The organism is Bacillus sp. AY3-1 (genome assembly GCF_008368785.1).
GTDB classification, from domain to species: domain Bacteria; phylum Bacillota; class Bacilli; order Bacillales; family Bacillaceae_G; genus Bacillus_A; species Bacillus_A wiedmannii.
This window is the reverse complement of sequence record NZ_QORZ01000014.1, coordinates 1-19,985: the sequence shown is the minus strand read 5'-3', so window position 1 is coordinate 19,985 and position 19,985 is coordinate 1. Positions and strand designations below refer to the sequence as shown.

General features: G+C 34.8%; 20 protein-coding genes, 1 pseudogene and 1 riboswitch. Of the genes and pseudogenes, 18 read left to right on the top strand and 3 right to left on the bottom strand.

The window, feature by feature from the left end:
- The first annotated feature begins 2 nt into the window (after positions 1 to 2).
- From DN389_RS09210 to cbpA, 9 genes and pseudogenes are all read left to right on the top strand, one after another.
- On the top strand, positions 3 to 1,004 hold the full coding sequence (locus DN389_RS09210) for a putative 2-aminoethylphosphonate ABC transporter ATP-binding protein (RefSeq protein WP_000006170.1): 1,002 nt from the start codon (positions 3 to 5) through the stop codon (positions 1,002 to 1,004).
- Entirely contained in the window at positions 1,005 to 2,762 is a 1,758-nt protein-coding gene (locus tag DN389_RS09205) for a putative 2-aminoethylphosphonate ABC transporter permease subunit (protein ID WP_048567063.1), read from the top strand.
- Between the two features lie 21 nt (positions 2,763 to 2,783).
- A complete protein-coding gene (gene phnX / locus DN389_RS09200; protein WP_048545023.1) occupies positions 2,784 to 3,578 on the top strand; it encodes a phosphonoacetaldehyde hydrolase in 795 nt (264 codons plus the stop codon).
- Between the two features lie 15 nt (positions 3,579 to 3,593).
- Positions 3,594 to 4,691, top strand: a complete 1,098-nt coding sequence (gene phnW / locus DN389_RS09195) for a 2-aminoethylphosphonate--pyruvate transaminase (protein WP_000138234.1) — start codon at positions 3,594 to 3,596, stop codon at positions 4,689 to 4,691.
- Positions 4,688 to 5,872 (top strand): saccharopine dehydrogenase family protein, encoded by a 1,185-nt coding sequence (locus tag DN389_RS09190; RefSeq protein ID WP_149237030.1) that lies wholly within the window; start codon positions 4,688 to 4,690, stop codon positions 5,870 to 5,872. Before phnW ends, DN389_RS09190 begins: the two co-directional genes overlap by 4 nt.
- 40 nt (positions 5,873 to 5,912) lie before the next feature.
- Positions 5,913 to 6,695 (top strand): DeoR/GlpR family DNA-binding transcription regulator, encoded by a 783-nt coding sequence (locus tag DN389_RS09185; RefSeq protein WP_000117659.1) that lies wholly within the window; start codon positions 5,913 to 5,915, stop codon positions 6,693 to 6,695.
- Between the two features lie 581 nt (positions 6,696 to 7,276).
- Positions 7,277 to 7,957 (top strand): annotated as a pseudogene (locus tag DN389_RS09180) (leucine-rich repeat domain-containing protein); the annotation flags it as partial.
- A gap of 254 nt (positions 7,958 to 8,211) precedes the next feature.
- On the top strand, positions 8,212 to 8,841 hold the full coding sequence (locus DN389_RS09175; protein ID WP_000895986.1) for a class II aldolase/adducin family protein: 630 nt from the start codon (positions 8,212 to 8,214) through the stop codon (positions 8,839 to 8,841).
- Between the two features lie 124 nt (positions 8,842 to 8,965).
- The gene (cbpA, locus tag DN389_RS09170; protein ID WP_001264215.1) at positions 8,966 to 9,589 is read left to right on the top strand and encodes a cyclic di-AMP binding protein CbpA; all 624 of its coding nucleotides are present in this window, start codon (positions 8,966 to 8,968) and stop codon (positions 9,587 to 9,589) included.
- Positions 9,590 to 9,656: 67 nt separating this feature from the next.
- Here the strand turns inward: cbpA and DN389_RS09165 are convergent, their stop codons facing one another.
- On the bottom strand, positions 9,657 to 10,427 hold the full coding sequence (locus tag DN389_RS09165; protein ID WP_001234116.1) for a divergent polysaccharide deacetylase family protein: 771 nt from the start codon (positions 10,425 to 10,427) through the stop codon (positions 9,657 to 9,659).
- A 397-nt stretch (positions 10,428 to 10,824) separates the two neighbouring features.
- Between DN389_RS09165 and DN389_RS09160 the strand changes: the two genes are divergently transcribed.
- Positions 10,825 to 11,106, top strand: a complete 282-nt coding sequence (locus DN389_RS09160; RefSeq protein WP_000495533.1) for an aspartyl-phosphate phosphatase Spo0E family protein — start codon at positions 10,825 to 10,827, stop codon at positions 11,104 to 11,106.
- A 29-nt stretch (positions 11,107 to 11,135) separates the two neighbouring features.
- On the opposite strand, the gene DN389_RS09155 is transcribed toward DN389_RS09160, so the two are convergent.
- Positions 11,136 to 12,632 (bottom strand): DUF3149 domain-containing protein, encoded by a 1,497-nt coding sequence (locus DN389_RS09155; RefSeq protein ID WP_098189700.1) that lies wholly within the window; start codon positions 12,630 to 12,632, stop codon positions 11,136 to 11,138.
- 194 nt (positions 12,633 to 12,826) lie between these two features.
- Here DN389_RS09155 and DN389_RS09150 point away from each other — a divergent pair, with 194 nt between their 5' ends.
- The 4 genes from DN389_RS09150 (at position 12,827) to DN389_RS28730 (ending at position 16,019) form a co-directional block, all read left to right on the top strand.
- Positions 12,827 to 13,273 carry a MarR family winged helix-turn-helix transcriptional regulator gene (locus DN389_RS09150; RefSeq protein WP_000203344.1) on the top strand — a complete coding sequence of 149 codons (447 nt, stop codon included), beginning with the start codon at positions 12,827 to 12,829 and terminating at the stop codon, positions 13,271 to 13,273.
- A 160-nt stretch (positions 13,274 to 13,433) separates the two neighbouring features.
- On the top strand, positions 13,434 to 15,128 hold the full coding sequence (locus DN389_RS09145; RefSeq protein ID WP_060489482.1) for a M3 family oligoendopeptidase: 1,695 nt from the start codon (positions 13,434 to 13,436) through the stop codon (positions 15,126 to 15,128).
- Between the two features lie 140 nt (positions 15,129 to 15,268).
- The gene (locus DN389_RS09140; RefSeq protein ID WP_000941972.1) at positions 15,269 to 15,802 is read left to right on the top strand and encodes a DinB family protein; all 534 of its coding nucleotides are present in this window, start codon (positions 15,269 to 15,271) and stop codon (positions 15,800 to 15,802) included.
- A gap of 100 nt (positions 15,803 to 15,902) precedes the next feature.
- Positions 15,903 to 16,019, top strand: coding sequence for a DUF6254 family protein (locus DN389_RS28730; RefSeq protein WP_000038254.1), 117 nt, complete (start codon positions 15,903 to 15,905; stop codon positions 16,017 to 16,019).
- 3 nt (positions 16,020 to 16,022) lie between these two features.
- Here the strand turns inward: DN389_RS28730 and kinB are convergent, their stop codons facing one another.
- Positions 16,023 to 17,240: a sporulation sensor histidine kinase KinB gene (kinB, locus tag DN389_RS09135; protein ID WP_088121686.1), complete on the bottom strand. Its 1,218-nt coding sequence runs from the start codon at positions 17,238 to 17,240 to the stop codon at positions 16,023 to 16,025.
- A gap of 208 nt (positions 17,241 to 17,448) precedes the next feature.
- A riboswitch (PreQ1 riboswitch) is annotated at positions 17,449 to 17,492 on the top strand.
- Between the two features lie 93 nt (positions 17,493 to 17,585).
- Between kinB and queC the strand changes: the two genes are divergently transcribed.
- From queC to queF, 4 genes are read left to right on the top strand one after another with little or no spacing between them, the layout of a single operon-like run.
- Entirely contained in the window at positions 17,586 to 18,248 is a 663-nt protein-coding gene (queC, locus tag DN389_RS09130) for a 7-cyano-7-deazaguanine synthase QueC (RefSeq protein WP_000711606.1), read from the top strand.
- On the top strand, positions 18,248 to 18,739 hold the full coding sequence (queD, locus tag DN389_RS09125; protein WP_000368411.1) for a 6-carboxytetrahydropterin synthase QueD: 492 nt from the start codon (positions 18,248 to 18,250) through the stop codon (positions 18,737 to 18,739). Before queC ends, queD begins: the two co-directional genes overlap by 1 nt.
- Positions 18,732 to 19,448 (top strand): 7-carboxy-7-deazaguanine synthase QueE, encoded by a 717-nt coding sequence (gene queE / locus DN389_RS09120; protein WP_000036277.1) that lies wholly within the window; start codon positions 18,732 to 18,734, stop codon positions 19,446 to 19,448. Before queD ends, queE begins: the two co-directional genes overlap by 8 nt.
- Before the next feature lie 18 nt (positions 19,449 to 19,466).
- Positions 19,467 to 19,964: a preQ(1) synthase gene (queF, locus tag DN389_RS09115; RefSeq protein ID WP_000918895.1), complete on the top strand. Its 498-nt coding sequence runs from the start codon at positions 19,467 to 19,469 to the stop codon at positions 19,962 to 19,964.
- Positions 19,965 to 19,985: the final 21 nt, after the last annotated feature.

Sequence of the window (19,985 nt, the reverse complement as noted above, 5' to 3'; positions counted from 1 at the left end):
AAATGAGCGAATATTTATCAATTCAACACATTCAAAAACAGTTTGATGCATTTACAGCGTTAAAAGATATTTCTTTTACTGTGAAAAAAAATGAGTTTGTATGTTTATTAGGCCCAAGTGGTTGTGGGAAAACAACATTGCTTCGAATTTTAGCAGGGCTAGAAGAGGCAACAACAGGTAGTATAGCTGTGGATGGAAAAGATATTACAGCATTACCTCCTGGAAAGAGGAATTTCGGAATGGTGTTTCAATCATATGCATTATTTCCGAATTTAACAGCACTTGAAAACATTGAATATGGCTTAAAGACAAAAAAATATGGAAAAGCAGAAGTAAAAGAGAAAGCGCTAGAGGTGCTAGAACTTGTAGATTTGCTGAATGTAAAAGATAAATATCCTGCTCAAATGTCTGGTGGACAACAGCAGCGAGTAGCACTTGCACGTGCGCTCGCTCTGTCTCCGGATATTTTGTTACTCGATGAGCCATTATCTGCTTTAGATGCAAAAGTGCGTGAAAAGTTACGTAGAGAAATGCGTGATTTGCAAGAAAAAGTAGGAGTAACAACTATTATGGTTACGCATGATCAAGAAGAGGCATTAACGATGGCCGATAAAATTGTTGTAATGAATCATGCGGAAATTATGCAGATTGGCACACCAGAGGAGATTTATCAAAGACCAGCCAATCCATTTGTGGCAGATTTTATTGGTTCTATTAATTTCTTTTCGAAAAACAATGAAGAACATGCAATTCGTCCTGAGCATGTAACAGTTGTACAAAAGGATGGTATTAAAACGGTTGTGGAAAGTATGGAATTTCGCGGATCTGTATATCGGACGGAAGTGCGGGTCGTAGAAGAAAAAACACATCTTTATAACGAGAAAATTGTAGTGGATATATTGGCATCAGAAGTAGAAGCAACCGCAATTAGAAAAGGAAAGCCGATTCAAATCTCTTTCTCAGAAAATCATATGTTGTCATATGGAAAGAAGGTCATTGTATAGATGGAGATGTTAGAAGATTTTAAGGTAGAAAGTACGAAAAAAAAGATTAAGAGACGTATCGGTAAAGAAGAGTGGATACAAAGACTATTAATTATTGGTATGCTTCTCGCGTTTTTGATCATGCTTGTATTACCTCTATTACAATTGTTTACACAAGCTTTTTATGATAAAGATGGAGCTTTCATTGGTGTTGCGAATTTCAGTAAATATTTCACAACACCAACGCTAGTTCAATCATTACAAAATACGATATGGATTTCGGGTGCGACAACAATTATTGCAGTGACACTTGCTTTCGCTTACGCCTATGCGATCGCTCGTACGAATGTTTTTGGAAAGCGTGTATTCCAATATATTGCGTTGTTACCATTATTCGCACCAACGATGATGCATGGTATCGCACTTACATATTTATTTGGTAATCAAGGGTTAGTAACGAAAGGAATGTTTGGTTTGTTTGAAGGGATACAAATCCCTTTATATGGACCAGTAGGAATTGTAATGGCTGAAGTCATGTATACATTTCCGCAAGCATTTCTTATATTATTAATTGCTTTTCAAGGCTCTGATTATCGTTTATATGAAGCTTCTAATATGTTAGGAGCGAGTAAAACAAAGCAATTTTTCACTGTTACTTTACCTAGTGTAAAGTACGGATTAATTAGTGCGATGTTCGTTGTGTTTACACTTAGTTTCACTGATTTTGGGGCACCAAAAATTGTTGGTGGGCAATATAATGTACTTGCTACTGACGTATATAAGCAAGTAATTGGGCAGCAAAATATGCCGATGGGTGCAACTGTCGGAATGATTTTATTAATCCCAGCTATATTTGCCTTTGCAGTTGATCGCATTACGCAAAGAAAGCAGGCGAATCTCTTATCTTCCAAATCAGTACCTTACAGAATAATAAATAATAAGAAACGAGATGTTATTTCATTCGTATATTGTAGCGTAGTAACGCTTATGATCATTCTATTATTTGTGGCAGTTGGTATTGCTGCAAGTGTGAAAGTATGGCCATATAATATGAGCTTTACATTTGAGCATTTTAATTTTTCCAGTTTAACAGGAGATGGATTGGAAGCATTTAAAAATAGCGTAATTGTTTCAGCAATTACTGCGGTTATTGGAGCGGTTTTAACATTTATGTTCGCTTATGCGATTGAGAAAATAGATCAGCTACAATTTTTCCGAAAAGTAGGTTACTTTTTCTCTATCGTCCCTTTAGCGATACCAGGTTTAGTACTTGGGTTAGGCTACGTCTTCTTCTTTAGTCAACCAACCATACAAATTTTTGGACTTTCCGTAACGAACCCGTTCCATTCTCTATACGGAACAATTGCTGTGCTAGTACTAGTCAATATCATTCATTTTTATTCTGTAACATTTGTTACGGCAACGACAGCTTTAAAGAAATTAGATCGAGAGTTTGAACTTGTTTCACAGTCGATGGGGATACCGTTTTATAAAACATTCTTTCGAGTTACGGTACCGATGTGTTTACCAGCCATTTTAGAAATGGTAATGTACTACTTCGTAAATTCAATGGTAACTGTCTCAGCAGTTGTATTCCTGTATGCAGCTGATTTTAAACTAGCTGCCGTATCAATTGTAAATATGGATGATGCAGGAAATGTAGCACCAGCAGCTGCAATGAGTGTACTTATTGTTGTTACAAATATTGTAGTGAGAGTTGTATATGAATGGGGAACGAAAGCACTTCGTAACCGAACGTCACAATGGCAAAAAAGATAAATAAGAAGGGTGATGGATTGGATGAAAGTAGAAGCAGTTATTTTTGATTGGGCAGGTACAACAGTTGATTACGGATGTTTTGCACCACTGGAAGTATTTATGGAGATTTTCCATAAACGCGGTGTTGCAATTACTGCAGAAGAAGCCCGTAAGCCAATGGGATTATTGAAAATTGATCATGTTAGGGCATTAACAGAGATGCCTCGTATTGCGAGTGAGTGGAATCGTATTTTCGGACAATTACCAACAGAAGCAGACATTCAGGAGATGTATGAAGAATTCGAAAAGATTCTCTTCGCTATTTTACCGCGCTATGCGTCGCCGATTAATGGAGTAAAAGAAGTGATTGCTTCTTTACGTGAACGAGGAATTAAAATTGGTTCAACGACTGGTTATACGAGAGAAATGATGGATATTGTAGCAAAAGAAGCAGCACTACAAGGGTATAAACCTGATTTTCTTGTAACACCAGATGATGTTCCAGCAGGTCGTCCGTATCCGTGGATGTGCTATAAAAATGCGATGGAGCTTGGTGTATATCCAATGAATCATATGATAAAAGTTGGAGACACAGTATCAGATATGAAAGAGGGAAGAAATGCTGGTATGTGGACAGTGGGTGTAATTCTCGGCAGTAGCGAACTCGGCTTAACTGAAGAGGAAGTGGAGAATATGGATCCGGTAGAACTTCGTGAAAAAATAGAAGTAGTTCGCAATCGTTTCGTTGAAAATGGGGCGCACTTTACGATAGAAACGATGCAGGAACTCGAAAACGTAATGGAACATATCGAGAAACAAGAACTTATTATTTCATAAAAGGGGAATAGGATCATGACTGAAAATCACTATTTATTATTAACGCCTGGACCATTAACAACAACCAAAACAGTAAAAGAAGTTATGTTATACGATTGGTGTACGTGGGATGCTGAATATAACAAAATGGTACAAGAGGTAAGAGCTAAGCTTGTATCGTTAGCAACGAAGGAAAAAGAGACATATACAACTGTTCTCATGCAAGGAAGCGGTACGTTTTCAGTTGAAGCAGTGATTGGATCTGTCGTTCCTAAAAATGGAAAGCTGCTCGTATGTACAAATGGTGCGTATGGTAAGCGAATTGTACAAATGGCAGAGATGTTACATATAGATGTGGTGGTCAGTCAAACAGAAGAGTGGGAGCCTACTAATATTGCAGCAGTAGAAAAGATATTGCAACGAGATAAAGAGATTACACATATTGCAGTTGTTCATTGTGAAACAACAACAGGTATTATCAATCCAATTGTAGATGTATGTAAATTAGGGAAGCAATACGGAAAAGTAACACTGGTTGATGCAATGAGTAGTTTTGGTGGTATTGAAATAGATATCGCTGAGTTGCAAATTGACTTTCTAATTAGTAGTGCGAATAAATGTATTCAAGGGGTTCCTGGATTCGGCTTTGTTATTGCGAAGCGCGATGAATTGGTGAAATGTAAAGGGCAGGCACGTTCATTATCATTAGACTTATTTGATCAGTGGGAAACGATGGAACATCAAAATGGAAAATGGCGTTTTACGTCACCTACACATGTTGTACACGCTTTTTATCAAGCACTACTTGAATTAGAAAAAGAGGGCGGAGTAGAAGCACGTTACAATCGATATTATAACAATCAAAAAATATTAGTGAATAGAATGAGAGAAATCGGATTTAAGCCACTAGTAGATGAAAAATATCAATCGCCTATTATTACATCCTTCATTTATCCAGAAGAGGGGTTCGATTTTGGGCAGTTATATAATGAATTAAAGTGTGATGGGTTTGTTATTTATCCAGGTAAAATTTCAAAAGTAGATACATTCCGCATTGGAAATATCGGTGATGTACATGAGGCAGATATCAATCGCTTAGTTGATAGTATCGCTAAAGGAGTTGTTATAGGTTGAAAGTATTTTGCTTAGGTGGAGCAGGTAAAATTTGTCGTGAAGCAATTTTAGATTTAGTGCAATTTTCATCTTTTGAGACGATTACAGTAGCTGATTTTAATGAAGAAGAGGGCCTGAAAGTAGTAGAATGGCTCAACGATCCTCGTGTTGATTTTGTGAAAGTAGATGTAACGAATCACGAGGATACGGTTGCAAAAATGAAAGGTTATGACATTGTAATGGACGGTACGACAATTAAGTTAAATGGATTGTCTACTCGATGTATTGCAGAAGCGGGTTGTCACGGTGTGAATTTGAATGGATTTGGTGAAGAAAATGAATCTCATTCTATATTTGCTCAAAATGAAAAAACGTGTTTACCTGGTTTTGGTATGACGCCAGGTGTAACGCAAATGATGGCAATGCATGTAGCAAATCAGCTAGATACTGTAGGGTCAGTACGTGTAAGTCATGGCTCGTACCGTCCAATTGCTTTTTCTGCATCAATTACAGAAACAACGACATATGAATATGATCCACATTTACCATCGCGTACAGTATATGAAGATGGTGAGTTTAAGCAAGTACCGCCGTTTGCGCGTCCGAGAGAAATTGAATTACCGGCGCCTTATGGTAAGGAAACGCAGTATATAATACCGCATTCTGAAACGATTACGTTAGCAAAAGCACTAGAAAATAAAGGGGTCAAACTGATAGAGACGAGAGGAACTTGGCCAAAGCAAAATATGCAGCTCGTACGTGCTTTATATGATTATGGTATATTGCGTAATGATCGGGTTGACATAAATGGGAAAGAAATTGGCATTATGGATTGTATTTCGAATTATTTATTGCAATCGAAAGAAGGGCAAGAAACAGAAATTTACGGTTATGCGCTTCATGTAGAAGTAATAGGTATGAAAAATAATGAGAAACAAAGGCACATATTATATCATACACACCCGTTATCTGATGGTTCTGTTGTAGGATGGGAAAAATTAAGAGCTTATACGAGAAACGTCGGTATTCCATTTGGGATTGCTACAGAGTTAATCGCAAAAGGGAGTGTAAACAAAGTTGGTGTTGTGACACCTGAGGAAGCTTTTGTAAATCCACAAATTATTTTTGATGAACTAAAAAAGCGTGGTATTCATATTCATGAAGAAGTTTTCACTGAAAAAGAAAGTCATAACTTTGTATAAGTAAGGCAGTGTATGAGGTAGAAATCAATGGGGTGAATCTATGTCTGTAGTAGGTGAAGAAAGAAAGCGAACCATTCTTGAGAAGGTAGAGTTTAAAGGGAAAGTAAAAGTTTCAGAGTTAGCGAGAGAGTTTGCTGTATCAACAGAGACGATTCGTCGTTATTTAGAAGAATTGGATCGTGAAAAGAAGTTGAAGAAAGTGTATGGCGGAGCCGTCCAACTTCCGGGAGCTGGAATAGAGGCACCAATGTTAGAACGAGAGATGCTGCATATAGAAGAGAAGAAGAGAATTGGGTATAAAGCAGCAACGTTTGTGGAAGATGGAGATGTGATTGCGATTGATGATGGAAGTACACCACTTCAAATGGTGCCATATCTTGTTCATCGTAAAAATTTAACGATTGTAACAAGTTCATTTCCAGTAGCTACACAATTAATTTCTTCTATTAATAAAAAGATGTTTCACGGTGAAGTTTTATTTATTGGTGGCAAAGTATCTCCAAAGCATTCACGTGTGTCAGGTTCTATTTCACAGCAAGTAATCCAGCAATTTCATTTTCATAAAGCATTCGTTTCGATTGATGGATTGTTACCTGGTTTTGGGGTTTCTAGTTTTGAATTAGAAAAGGCGAAACTGTCAGAAGCGATGCTGAAATTAGCGGAGAAAACATATATTTTATGTGATCATACAAAAGTAGGGGTAAAAGGAAATTACCGAATAGCAGCATTTTCACGTATTCAACATGTAATTTGTGATAAGAAAATGCCCTATAGTTTTGAAGAGGAAGTCAAAAATCATAATATTCAATGGACAATTTGCTAAATAAATTGAACTCCCACCTGTTTTTGAGGTGGGAGTTTTACTGTCCGCAAATAGCGGGATAAAAGATTTGTATGTATGCAAAAAGTGGACACATTTTCTCATCTCTTTCATATAATTTACCAATACAAAAAAAGTTGGTCGAAGGAAAGAAGGGAGAAGCATGTCAGAACGGATATATAATAAACTTGTATTGTATGCAAATATTTTGCAAAAAATTGGTTTTATTAATGAAAAAGAAAAAAGTGAAATTCTTCATACGCTAGGTAAAAAGGCCCTTTGATTAAAGGGTTTTTTTATTTTTTATCTTTGGAAATATAAACTTAATGTAATATTATCAATTATAAAAATTATGTATGATAGGGGATATTATTTTGAAAAAAAGTTATATTAAGGCGCTAGTAGTAGCCACAACATTAGCAATTCCATTTGCTACATACTCTACTCCAGCATTAGTAGCACTAAAAGCTGAAGCAAACCAGTCGGTGGTAGCAGCTAGTGAACGTACATACGATACTGAGATTAAAATATATAAGGATCAAAAAGATGAGCCATCTATGGTTTCTCAGTACATAAAAAATCCTAAAGTAGCAATTGAAGATGTGACACCACTTGCTAAAATGACTCAGCTTACAGAATTAGATTTACCTAATAATGAGTTAAAGGATATTACTCCATTATCAAATCTAGTAAACTTACAAAAACTTGATTTAGAAGCAAATTATATTTCAGACTTATCGCCAGTTAGTAAGTTGAATAAGTTAGTATATTTAAGTTTTGTTGCAAATGAAATCCGCGATGTTAGACCAGTGATAGAACTAAGTAAGAAAGCTTATATTAATGTTCAAAACCAAAAAGTCTTTTTAGAGGATACAGAAGTAAATAAAGAAGTAAAAGTACCTATATACGAAAAAGACGGCGAGGTATCTACAAAAATCCGTCTGAAGAGTGATGGTGGTACGTATAGTAATGGTGTAGTGAAATGGAGTACACCAGGTGAGAAAGTATATGAATTTGGAGTGAAAGATCCATTTAATGATACAGGTATTTTCTTCACTGGTTCTGTGATTTAAAAGGTTGTAAATGAAAAAGTAGCTGAAGAAGTAATAGAGTTTAAAGATGTACCAAAGGGCCATTGGGCAGAAGGATATGTGAAAGCTTTAGCGGATAATAATATATCAAAAGGTGATGGAAAAGGAAACTTTTTAGGTGATGATTTCGTAACACGTGAACAATATGCACAGTTTTTATATAATGCAATATAGAAATAAAAGATGAGAAAATACGTTATTCTTTGATTTAAAAAGAATAACGTATTTTTTATGTACAAAATGAAATAGGTAATAGACAGAAGTATAGATATATGAATGGCCCATTTTAAAGAAGAGCTATGAAACTATATTGACAAAAAGGCGTTCTCATGTGATAATTCAATTAAATTTTTAGAATAATCAAAAAATATTCCTTTTACATAGAAAGGATTCGAACATTATATAAATATTATGCCGGGGGTGACGAAATGTTATTTTTTCTAAAGAAATGGAATGAATTAAAAGATGTGAAATCTGAATTGGCACTTCGTGATTGGTTTTATGGAACAAAAATTAGTTTATCACTTTGTACGTCAAAAGAGCCGTTAACTTTTTTAATAAACGTTGAGGGAAGAGATAAAGGGTTATTTTCAGAAGAAGACTTTATTGTTGTTAATTGTATGTGTGAGCCAGTATTTGAAAATGAAGAAAAACCAGCTGCAGAATCGTTTATGCATGCGGATATTTATAAAAAAAGTAGTGCAGAATGTATTTTACAAGTGCAGACTGTAGATAGCCATTTAATATCAGAGTTATATGGAGAAGAAGGGGAAGTAACATTCGATAAACGTAGCGTGGAACGTGTTTTTGGAAAAGAAGGTATAACAGAAATGACAATTCCGATTGTAGAAGATGAGAAGAAATTTGCTGATTTATTAGAAAGTAATGTACCGAATTTTATTGAAGGTGGAGGAGTAGTTCTTGTTCATAATTATGGCATGATTGTGTGGGGGAAAACTCCAGAAGAAGCGAAAAAATGGCTAGAGGGTATAGAATATTTAATGAATTACCATGTAAAGTTGTTAATGATAAAAGGTGCAAAGAGCTCTGTTATATAAAATGTTTGTGATGTCGTTACAAGTCAATAAGAAATGAAAGCGTTTTAAAAATAATTTTACTCATAAAATATAGGTCTCCTTATTATATATAGATTACATGTTGACATGTAAGGAGGAACATATTTTGCGAGTTAAATATCATTTTCTGCCAAAACAGCAAGTAACATTTTGCAAAATGAACGATTCAGGTGAAGAGGCTTTGCACATTATGAATGAAACGGGATTTCGAGCAATCCCTGTATTAGCAGAAGATGAAAAGAAATTCATAGGGATTATTTATAAAGTAGATCTTTTAGAAAAGAAGTGTAATAGCGGATTAGAGAAATTAAGTACGGAACATATGCTGGGAGATTCCTCTGCATTTATTTTTGAAAAGGATTCTTTTTTTAGAGCATTTTATGTTATTCGTCGACTTCCATTTTTAGCTGTGCTAAATGACTATAATGAATTTGTCGGTATCTTAACGCATTCCAATATATTTGATGTTATTGAAGATTCATTCGGTATGCGGACGGGTGGTTATATATTAACGATTGCAACACAAGATTGTAAGGGAACGATTAAAGAACTTGGGACATTGTTGAAAGCCTTTAATATCGGTGGATTATTTACGCTAGATAACGGTGATCAATATATTCGCCGCGTTATCGTAAATATAGCAGATGAGTTAAATGAAAAAAGATTAAAGCAATTAATCGAAAAAATAGAGAAAAAAGGATTCAGGGTGAGTCATGTAGATTATATTTAAGGTGAAAAGGAAAGGTACCAATTTGCTATATGCAGATTGATACCTTTTTTAGTGCGAGTAATGAATCTTATTTTGAAACAGGAGGTGGAGATAATGCTAAATCAGATAAAAAAATAAAATCTGCATGTTCGCGAATTTTAGGAATAGAAGTTTCTATAACACGTGATGTAATTTCACCTGGAGGTCCAACGTGTCCAATAGCTACCATAATCGGTTTTTCTTGAAGTTTTTTAATAAGTAATTGGGCTTGTTTTGAAATATGTGCCGCTGTATACACATCATCAAAAAATAATTGATTTTCAATAATAGGCACTCCTAATTCTTTCCCGATTTTTGGGACAACACTCTTAGGATTTGTTTTGCTATCTAAATAAAATAAACCGTGTTTTTTACAAGCTGCAAGTATAAGTCGTACAATTCTTTCGTCCGCGGTCACTTTTGATCCCATATGATTGTTCATGCCAATTGCATGCGGTACTTCTTGAATCGCTTGTTCGAGTCGGTTATTTATTTCTTCGTCGCTTAAATCAGTTGTAATTGCTTTTGGTCCAAGCCATTCTTTTTTACCTTTAATAGGTTCCATTGGCATATGTATAATAACTTCGTGCCCTTTCTTATGAGCCGCTATCGCATCTTCCTTTGTGGAAGGGAGAAAAGGCATAACGGCAACAGTCAGTGGAATAGGAAGTGATAACATTTTATCAGTCCCCTTCATATTATTGCCGAAGTCATCAATGACAATAGCGACTTTGTTTGTATGGGCCTTTGCTTGAACAGGAAACAAGAAGGATGGTAAGAACATAGTAAATATAAGCAATGCAATCGTATATTTGCGCATATAAATATTTCCTTTCTATTTTATCCCGCTATTTGCGAGCAGTGAGGAAGGGACAAAATCCCCAATGATTAAATTTCACTTTATCAATCATCATTATGTTTTGCGTTTTTATAAAAATTAAACAAAAAATGTCGAAGAAAAGTATATGGAAAATAGAGAATCCGCTATTTAATTGGTATTTGTAAAAAAAGAAGATGAAAAAAATGTCTATTATTGCGAATGTATTTACAAAGATAGAATAATTTGTAATAATTCTCAAAGTGAGGGTAAAGATTTGTAAATTACAGGGAGAAAATGTTAAATTTTCTGATTCTTCAAATTCAAATATGATTAAGTAGTTAAAAGGCCAATGGAGAAGTAAAGTTGAGAGCATGGAAGTATAATAAGGGGGATATGAATGTTTACTGTAAAAAGGAAGTACACATTAGAAAAGCTTTCACGTGATATTCATATGAAACGTGAAGAAATGATTCAATTAGGTTTAACAAGTGGGTTAAATAGTATGGAGACAATTCAAGTGAGTCAAGAATTGGACAAGCTTATTTTACAGTACCAGCGTTATAAAGAAAAACAAACACCAAAATGGTTATCAATTATAAAGGTACCTATTTTTCAAATTGGATATGAAGGGAAATCAAGTAATTTTTGGCGAATGCTTGTGGCTGGTTTTATGAAATAAGTATAATTACCCTTTTGGGATAAGGATAATTATACTAGGTGTAACGGAATTTCGATATGAACTGTCGTTCCTTCGTTTTCTATACTGTCAATAAAAATATGCCCATTGTACATCTCTACAATTCGTTTACATATGACAAGTCCAAGACCGGTTCCAGTATCTTTATTAGTAAAGAACGGATGAAAGAGGTGTTTTTGAATATGTTTTGGAATACCTTTTCCAGTATCTATAATTTGCAATTGTGCGTGTGTTTCATTGTTTGTTACGGAAATGATTAGTGTGTCACCAGAATTCATGGCTTCAATTGCATTTTTTGTAATGTTTAAAACCACTTGTTTCATATGGTCTTTTGAGCAACGGATATGAACAGGATGGTCTGGCAAATGTAAATGGAATACAATGTTATGTAGATTCGCCTCAGATTGAATAATTAATGCTACCTCATTTAGAATGGTTCTCACATCATATGTTTGTTCAATGATAGCAGTTGGCTTTCCAAGAATAAGAAATTCGCTTACAATTTCATTAATCCGTTCTATTTCTTGTTCGATGACGGAAAAATAAAACTGATCTTGTTCATCTTTATATTTCTCTTTTAATAGAGCGACGAGCCCTTTAATTCCGGTAAGAGGATTACGGATTTCGTGGGCTGTACTAGCTGCAAAAGTTCCAACCAATTCAATTTTTTGTATTTCATTTTGTTGTCTTTCCAGTTTTGTTTGACGTTTTAACAACATATATTGAGCAAGTAAAAATAAAATAGACATTAAAAATAAAGTAGCTATACACTCTATTGCAACCCACTGATATAAAGTTTTTTGATGGATAGGCAATGGAGAAACAGAGACCTTCCAATTTAATCTTTGGAGTGGGGTGGTAAGCATATTAGAATGCGCATCACTTGTTTCGTTATTATCATCGTTGAGAAAAACTACATCATGTTTATCAGTTACTTCAAAATGGTATTGTGGCTTAATGGCATTTAAAGATGATGAAATGTAGTCAAAGCGTAAACTTGCTAACAATAAGCCTGAGATTTCCTTCTGTTTATTGAAAATGGGAGAAGCAATCATAATAGCTTGATGTCCAAGAACACGATCTGTAATGGCTGATGATACAGTTGTTTTCTTCGTTTGCAATACGTCTTGAATATATTTGCGATCTGAGACATCAACAGGTGGTCGGTCGCCTTCGGATGCGATTGTAATGATGCCTTCTGGTGTAGCGTAATATAAACCAGAAAAACGTGTATCGTTTCCATCTGTATCATGTACAATTTGTTTAACTCCATTTATATTTCCAGTCTCGGTTCCTACGACCTTTGAGAGCATTTCTAATGCGGAAATTGCTTCACCAAGGTGATGATCTAAATAGTCTCTATATAAAAAGAGAACCGTGTGAGCAGATAGTTTGTTTTCCTGCTTCATTTTATACGAATGATATGAATAAAATGTAGCACCAATTCCTATCGTTGGTAGGATAACAAGCACCATATATAAAACTATGCTGTGGAATTTGACTTTCAAATTTGGTACTCCTTCTTTTTTATTATCATTATATATAAACTATGTTAAAATTGTCATGTTTTTATTCAAGAATCATTCATAATATATTTGGGGAGAGGAAATGAATGAGTGAATACTCATTCGGAATTTACATGAAGTACTAAGTTGTTTTTTCTTTTTATTACTGAGAATTTAAGTGAAGGGTTGAAAGTTGTATGACATCAAATAATGAACGAGAAGATATTTCTCAATCTTTAAAAGTATTTATTGCATTATCTCGTGTACATCGATCTGTTATGGATACTACAAATAAATCTATACAAAGTAACGGGTTAAATCCAACTGAATTTGCTGTATTAGAACTGTTATATCATAAAGGCGGTCAACCACTTCAGCAAATTGGTGAGCGTATTTTAATAGCTAGTGGCAGCATTACATATGTTGTAGATAAGCTAGAGAAAAAGGGACTAGTAAAGAGAATTCCGTGCCCGAATGACAGACGTGTTATTTATGCACAACTAACTGAATCTGGAGAGAGCTTTATTGCTTCTATTTTTCCAGGGCATGAGCAAGTTATACATCAGTCTTTTGAAATGTTAACGAAAGAGGAAAAGGATGAATTACTTGCTCTATTAAAAAAGATTGGAAAATATGAAAAATAATAGTATGTTCCAAAAGAGCTTTGGATAAAGAAATCCAAGGCTCTTTTGTTTACATGTAATTATGACAGCATCTGCCGTATTTTGTTGAAGAATAAGAGGAGATTTGTAAGTAAGCATTGAATTATAGTAGGGATGCACATAATGGAGAGGAGGCTCGTTCATGTCATTTAAAGACTATGAATATAAACGGCCAAATATTGAAGAATTAAAAGAAAAGTTTACTGTTGCTTTAGAGAAGTTTGATAATGCAAAAACTGTAGAAGAACAAAAACAAGTCATCAATTCAATTAACGAAATTCGCAACGACTTCGGTACAATGGGGAATCTTTGTTACATTCGTCATTCTGTTGATACGACAGATGCTTTTTATAAGGAAGAGCAAGATTTCTTTGATGAATTCTCTCCAGTTGTACAAGGATATGGTACAAAGTATTATAATGCGTTAATTCATTCTCCATTCCGTGAAGAATTAGAAGCGTATTATGGAAAGCAATTATTTGCTTTAGCGGAGTGTGATTTGAAAACATACTCTGATGAAGTTGTGAAAGATTTACAATTAGAGAATAAATTGTCTTCACAATATACGCAGTTATTAGCATCTGCAAAAATTGACTTTGCAGGAGAAGAAAGAACGTTATCGCAACTGATTCCATTTATGCAAGGGAAAGAAAGAAATGAACGTAAAGTAGCAAGTGAAGCATATTACGGATTTTTAGCTGAGAATGAGGAAGAGTTAGATCGTATTTATGATGAGCTTGTTAAAGTGAGAACGAAAATCGCCAAATCTTTAGGTTTCAAAAACTTTGTTGAACTTGGATATGCAAGAATGTACCGTACAGATTATAATGCGGAAATGGTGGCGAATTATCGTCAGCAAGTACTTGATTATATCGTTCCCGTTACAACGGAATTAAGAAAGCGACAACAAGCACGTATCGGTGTAGAGAAGTTAGCATATTACGACGAAAACTTTGAGTTTGCTACTGGTAATCCAACTCCAAAAGGAGATGCGGATTGGATTGTTAATCATGGGAAAACGATGTATAAAGAGTTATCGGCTGAAACGGATGAATTTTTCAATTTCATGCTAGATAATGATTTATTAGATTTAGTTGCGAAAAAAGGAAAAGCTGGTGGCGGATATTGTACATATATTGAGAATTATAAAGCACCATTTATTTTCTCAAACTTCAACGGAACATCTGGCGACATTGATGTATTAACACATGAAGCTGGTCATGCTTTCCAAGTATATGAAAGTCGTAAGTTTGAAATTCCAGAATACAATTGGCCAACGTATGAAGCATGTGAAATTCATTCTATGAGTATGGAATTCTTTACATGGCCATGGATGAAGTCATTCTTTGAACAAGATGCAGATAAATATTATTTCTCTCACTTAAGTTCAGCACTTCTGTTTTTACCGTATGGTGTATCTGTTGATGAATATCAACATTATGTATATGAAAATCCAGAAGCATCACCAGAAGAGCGTAAGACAGCATGGCGTAATATAGAGAAAAAGTATTTGCCGCATCGTGATTATGAAGATAATGATTATTTAGAGCGCGGTGGATTCTGGCAACGTCAAGGACATATTTATAGCTCGCCATTCTACTATATCGACTACACATTAGCACAAATTTGCGCACTGCAATTTTGGAAACGTGCAAGAGATAATAGACAAGAGGCATGGGAAGATTATGTGAATCTGTGTCAACAAGGTGGAAGTAAATCATTCTTGGAATTAGTAGAAGTTGCAAATTTAACATCACCATTTGCTGAAGGCTGTGTGAAAAGTGTCATTACAGAAATTGAAGCGTGGCTACATGCGATTGACGACACAAAATTGTAAAAAACATGCGCTTTTTTTCACATGTTTAACATCGACATAACGAGAAAATGATGAGATAATAAAAGAAAATTCAGAATACTAAAGAGGTGTTTCTAATAAGGAGCACCTCTTTTCACCAACAAAAAGGGGGGGAAAGAAGTATGCTTCAATCTAATATGGATGTGAGTTTAGAAAGTTTGGTGAACTCACTACAGTCTACTCGAAGCACGCTATTATCAGAAATTGAAATGTTAAATGATACAGAAGTGAATGTAAAGCCACGCCGTGATAAATGGAGTATTATTCAAATTTTGCATCACTTGCATTTAGTTGAACAATCAGTTACATCTGCCCTTGTATATGCTTTACAAAAAAATGAAAGAAACACGACTCCATTTAAAGACCTCCAACTTACGCTTGATCGCACACATAAACGAGAAGCTCCTCAGCAAATGGAACCAACAGAAACGTTAATGAAAAAACAGCAAGGAATTCAATTGCTAGAACATTCACGACAAGAACTATTACACGCGCTTCATAGTGTTATAGATGAAAAAGATCTATTTGAAAATGGATTAAAGCATCCTATTTTTAATGAGTTGAATTTGTATCAGTGGGTTCAATTTCTTGAATTGCATGAACAAAGACATCTTACGCAGTTAAAAGAGGCGAAACATGCAATTTTACAGCGATAAGTAGGAAGAAGTGGGAGACCACTTCTTTTTTGATACGTGCATAGTTTTCTTTCTTATTTTGGAATACTACATGGAGAAAGAAAAGAAGGAGTTGAAAAGTATGTCCAAGAAAAAGAAAGAAGAAGAGCGCGCTTGGAAAGCACGTAAAGAAAATCAAAAACCACATGGCAAAGTGAAAGCCTTTGCTGAATTAGTTGAAGGAACAGAAAAAACGTGATGATTATTTCATCACGTTTTTTTGTATGAGTGGAAAAGTTAATAAGAAGGTTGTACCTGTACCTTTTTCGCTTATAATATCGATTTTTCCGTTCATAGCTTGAACAACACTGAACACGACCATCATTCCAAGACCAGTTCCTTTTTCTTTCGTTGAGTAGAAAGGAGAGCCAAGACGTTTCACTTGTTCGGTATCCATACCGATTCCTGTATCTTTTATATACAACTGAATATGCTTATGATCAGGAACTAATGTGAAATAAAGATCACCGCCTTTTGGCATGGCCTCAATGCAGTTTTTTAAAATATTTAACAAGCATTGATTTAGTTTTTGTTTTTCTCCCGCGATAAAAAAAGAAGTGCTTTGCTTTATATAATGTGTACGTACATTTGCTAAATTAGCAAGCGGTGTAATTAACGATAATGCATGTAGTAGTTCTTCTTCTAACTGTAATCTTTGTTCTTTTTCAATACTTGGTTTTGCAAAGGTTAAATAATCTGTAAGAACGTGGTTTGCTTGTTCGATTCCGTTGATGGCTATGTCGATATATAATTTTCGCTCCTGCTCAGTACATGTATCTGATTGTAAAAGTTGCAAAAATCCTTTCGTTGAAGTTAATGGATTGCGAATTTCATGAGAGATAGACGCTGCCATTTCACCAATTAAATGAAATTTTTCAGCATTCATAAGTTCATTTTGGAGACGAACTTGAGTTTGTAATATGTGTAGTAAATATAAAATAAGGATCGTACCAAGTATCGTACATAACTCATACACAATAATATGTGGTATATAATCAGCCTTGTTTGTAACTTTTGAAAGGAAGAAAGGTATCCAACTAAATCCGTATGTGAGACTGTAGATAATAGCAAGTGCTATTTTTATACGATTAGAAGTTCGGTTGAAAAATTTGTATGTAAATAATAGGACAATAAATAGAAGGATAGAACCGATAAGCGATGGGAAAACACCTATTCCTCCTAATAAGAAGCGGTATATATTTAATACAACTAATATAGATCCACCAGCAATAGGACCTCCGGTTAATGTACCGACAATTAATACGATATGACGCATATCAAATTGAAATCCATAATTTGTTTTTGCTGCGAAAGTGATACATAGTATAGTAACGAGGCAACATAATACAATAAATATAGCTGAATTTAATTTAGGAGAACGTTTCCCTTTTTGATTCCAAAATAAATGGTATACGAGCATTGTAACAAGGATGAATAATATATTTAAAAAGAGATAAATAATAAAGGGTTTCAGTGGTATGCCTCCTCTCTTCTCGCATTAAATTCATCATACTATAAAATGAAAGAAATGAAATGGAAAAATAGCGGAAAAATCAGAAATTTTTTCTGGTAGTATACAATATGTTACAATAAGCTTTGTCAATGAAAGAAGGAATTCCGTGCATTGCACGGGAGAGGTTCGCGAACTCCCTCTATAAAAAACTATGGAAACAACAATATCTTTAGGTATTGTTTTGTTTTTTTATTGTGACAGTTCAAGAACGTTCTTTCTTCTTATTCGTAGTAGAGAAGGAGAATGAGTGAAATGAAAAAAGAAAAGGCAGTTGTTGTTTTTAGTGGAGGACAAGATAGTACGACATGTTTATTTTGGGCAATAAAGCAGTTTGCAGAAGTAGAAGCTGTAACGTTTAATTACAATCAACGTCATAAACTAGAAATTGATTGTGCAGCGGAAATTGCGAAAGAGCTAGGAATTAAACATACGGTGCTAGATATGAGTCTATTAAATCAACTTGCTCCAAATGCGTTAACGAGAACGGATATGGAGATTACACATGAAGAAGGTGAATTGCCATCGACGTTTGTAGATGGACGAAATTTACTATTCCTATCATTTGCTGCTGTATTAGCAAAACAAGTTGGAGCACGTCATATTGTAACGGGTGTATGTGAAACTGATTTTAGTGGTTATCCAGATTGCCGTGACGTGTTTGTGAAATCGTTAAACGTTACTTTAAATTTATCCATGGATTATCCGTTCGTAATTCATACACCACTTATGTGGATTGATAAAGCGGAAACATGGAAATTATCAGATGAACTTGGAGCATTCGAGTTTGTTCGAGAAAAAACATTAACATGTTATAACGGAATCATTGGTGATGGTTGCGGTGAATGTCCAGCATGTCAGCTTCGTAAAGCAGGATTAGATACGTACCTACAAGAACGCGAAGGAGCAAATAACTAATGGATAATTTCTTTGGATTTCGCATCGTAGAAAATTTGCAAAAAATGGACAAGGATATTCAGCGTAAACAGCTCAAATATCATAATAAAAGAGTAATGGTCAGCAAGGAATTTACATTTGATGCAGCACACCATTTACACTGTTATGAGGGGAAATGTAAAAACTTACATGGTCACACATATAAAGTTGTATTTGGGATTAGTGGATATGTAAATGAAATAGGTCTTGCGATTGACTTTGGAGATATAAAAGAAATTTGGAAGAATGAAATAGAAATTTATTTAGACCATCGTTATTTAAACGAAACGTTACCAGCAATGAATACGACTGCTGAAAACATGGTCGTTTGGATTTATGAAAAGATGGCAGAAGCATTACTAAAAGATAATCGTGCGAACGAATATAAAGGAGCTCGCGTTGAATTTGTTCGTCTATTTGAGACGCCGACTAGTTATGCGGAAGTAAGACGGGAGTGGATGCTTGATGAGTAAAATCCCTGTCTTAGAAATATTTGGTCCGACTATTCAAGGTGAAGGAATGGTTGTAGGACAAAAGACGATGTTTATTCGTACGGCTGGTTGTGATTATAGCTGTGCTTGGTGTGATTCTGCTTTTACGTGGGATGGATCGGCTAAAGATCAAATTAGACAGATGACAGCAGAGGACGTTTGGAACGAGCTTGTAGAAATTGGTGGCGAAAATTTTTCTCATGTTACGATTTCAGGTGGAAATCCAGCATTGCTGAAAAATATTGAGTTTCTTCTTTCTATATTAAAAGAGAATGGAATGCGAACAGCAATCGAAACGCAAGGGAGTAAATGGCAAGATTGGTTACTTCAAATTGATGAGATAACGATTTCTCCAAAACCACCAAGTTCGGCAATGAATACTGATTTTCAGAAGTTAGATGCTGTTATTCAGAAACTAGCAGGAAAAGATATTAGTTTAAAGGTAGTAGTATTTGACGATTATGACTTTGAGTATGCAGTTAATATGCACGAACGTTATCCAGATGTGCCATTTTTCTTACAAGTAGGAAATGATGATACAAAAACGGTGGATGATACGATGTTGATTAAAAAATTATTAGATAAGTATGAGTGGCTGATCGATAAAGCTGTAAATTGTAAAGAGATGAATAATGCAAAAGTATTGCCGCAGCTTCATGCGTTAGTATGGGGAAATAAACGCGGAGTATAATGAGAAGGGATGTTTAAAATGGCAGGAAGATTAGATGAAGATTTAAAAGATGTAACATTATTAGGAAATCAAAATACAAAATATTTATTTGAATATAGCCCAGAAATTTTAGAGGTATTTGATAATAATCATCCAAACCGTGATTATTTTGTGAAATTCAATTGTCCTGAATTTACAAGCTTATGTCCGAAAACAGGACAACCAGATTTTGCAACAATTTATATTAGCTACATTCCAGAACAAAGAATGGTAGAGAGTAAATCTTTAAAGCTATATTTATTTAGTTTCCGCAATCATGGTGATTTCCACGAAGATTGCATGAACGTTATTATGAATGATTTAATTAAATTAATGGATCCGCGTTACATTGAGGTATGGGGGAAATTCACACCACGTGGAGGGATTTCAATTGATCCTTACTGCAACTACGGTCGCCCAGGCACGAAGTATGAACAAATGGCAGACTACCGCATGATGAACCATGATCTATATCCAGAAACAATTGATAATCGTTAATATATAATAGAAAGAAAGGAT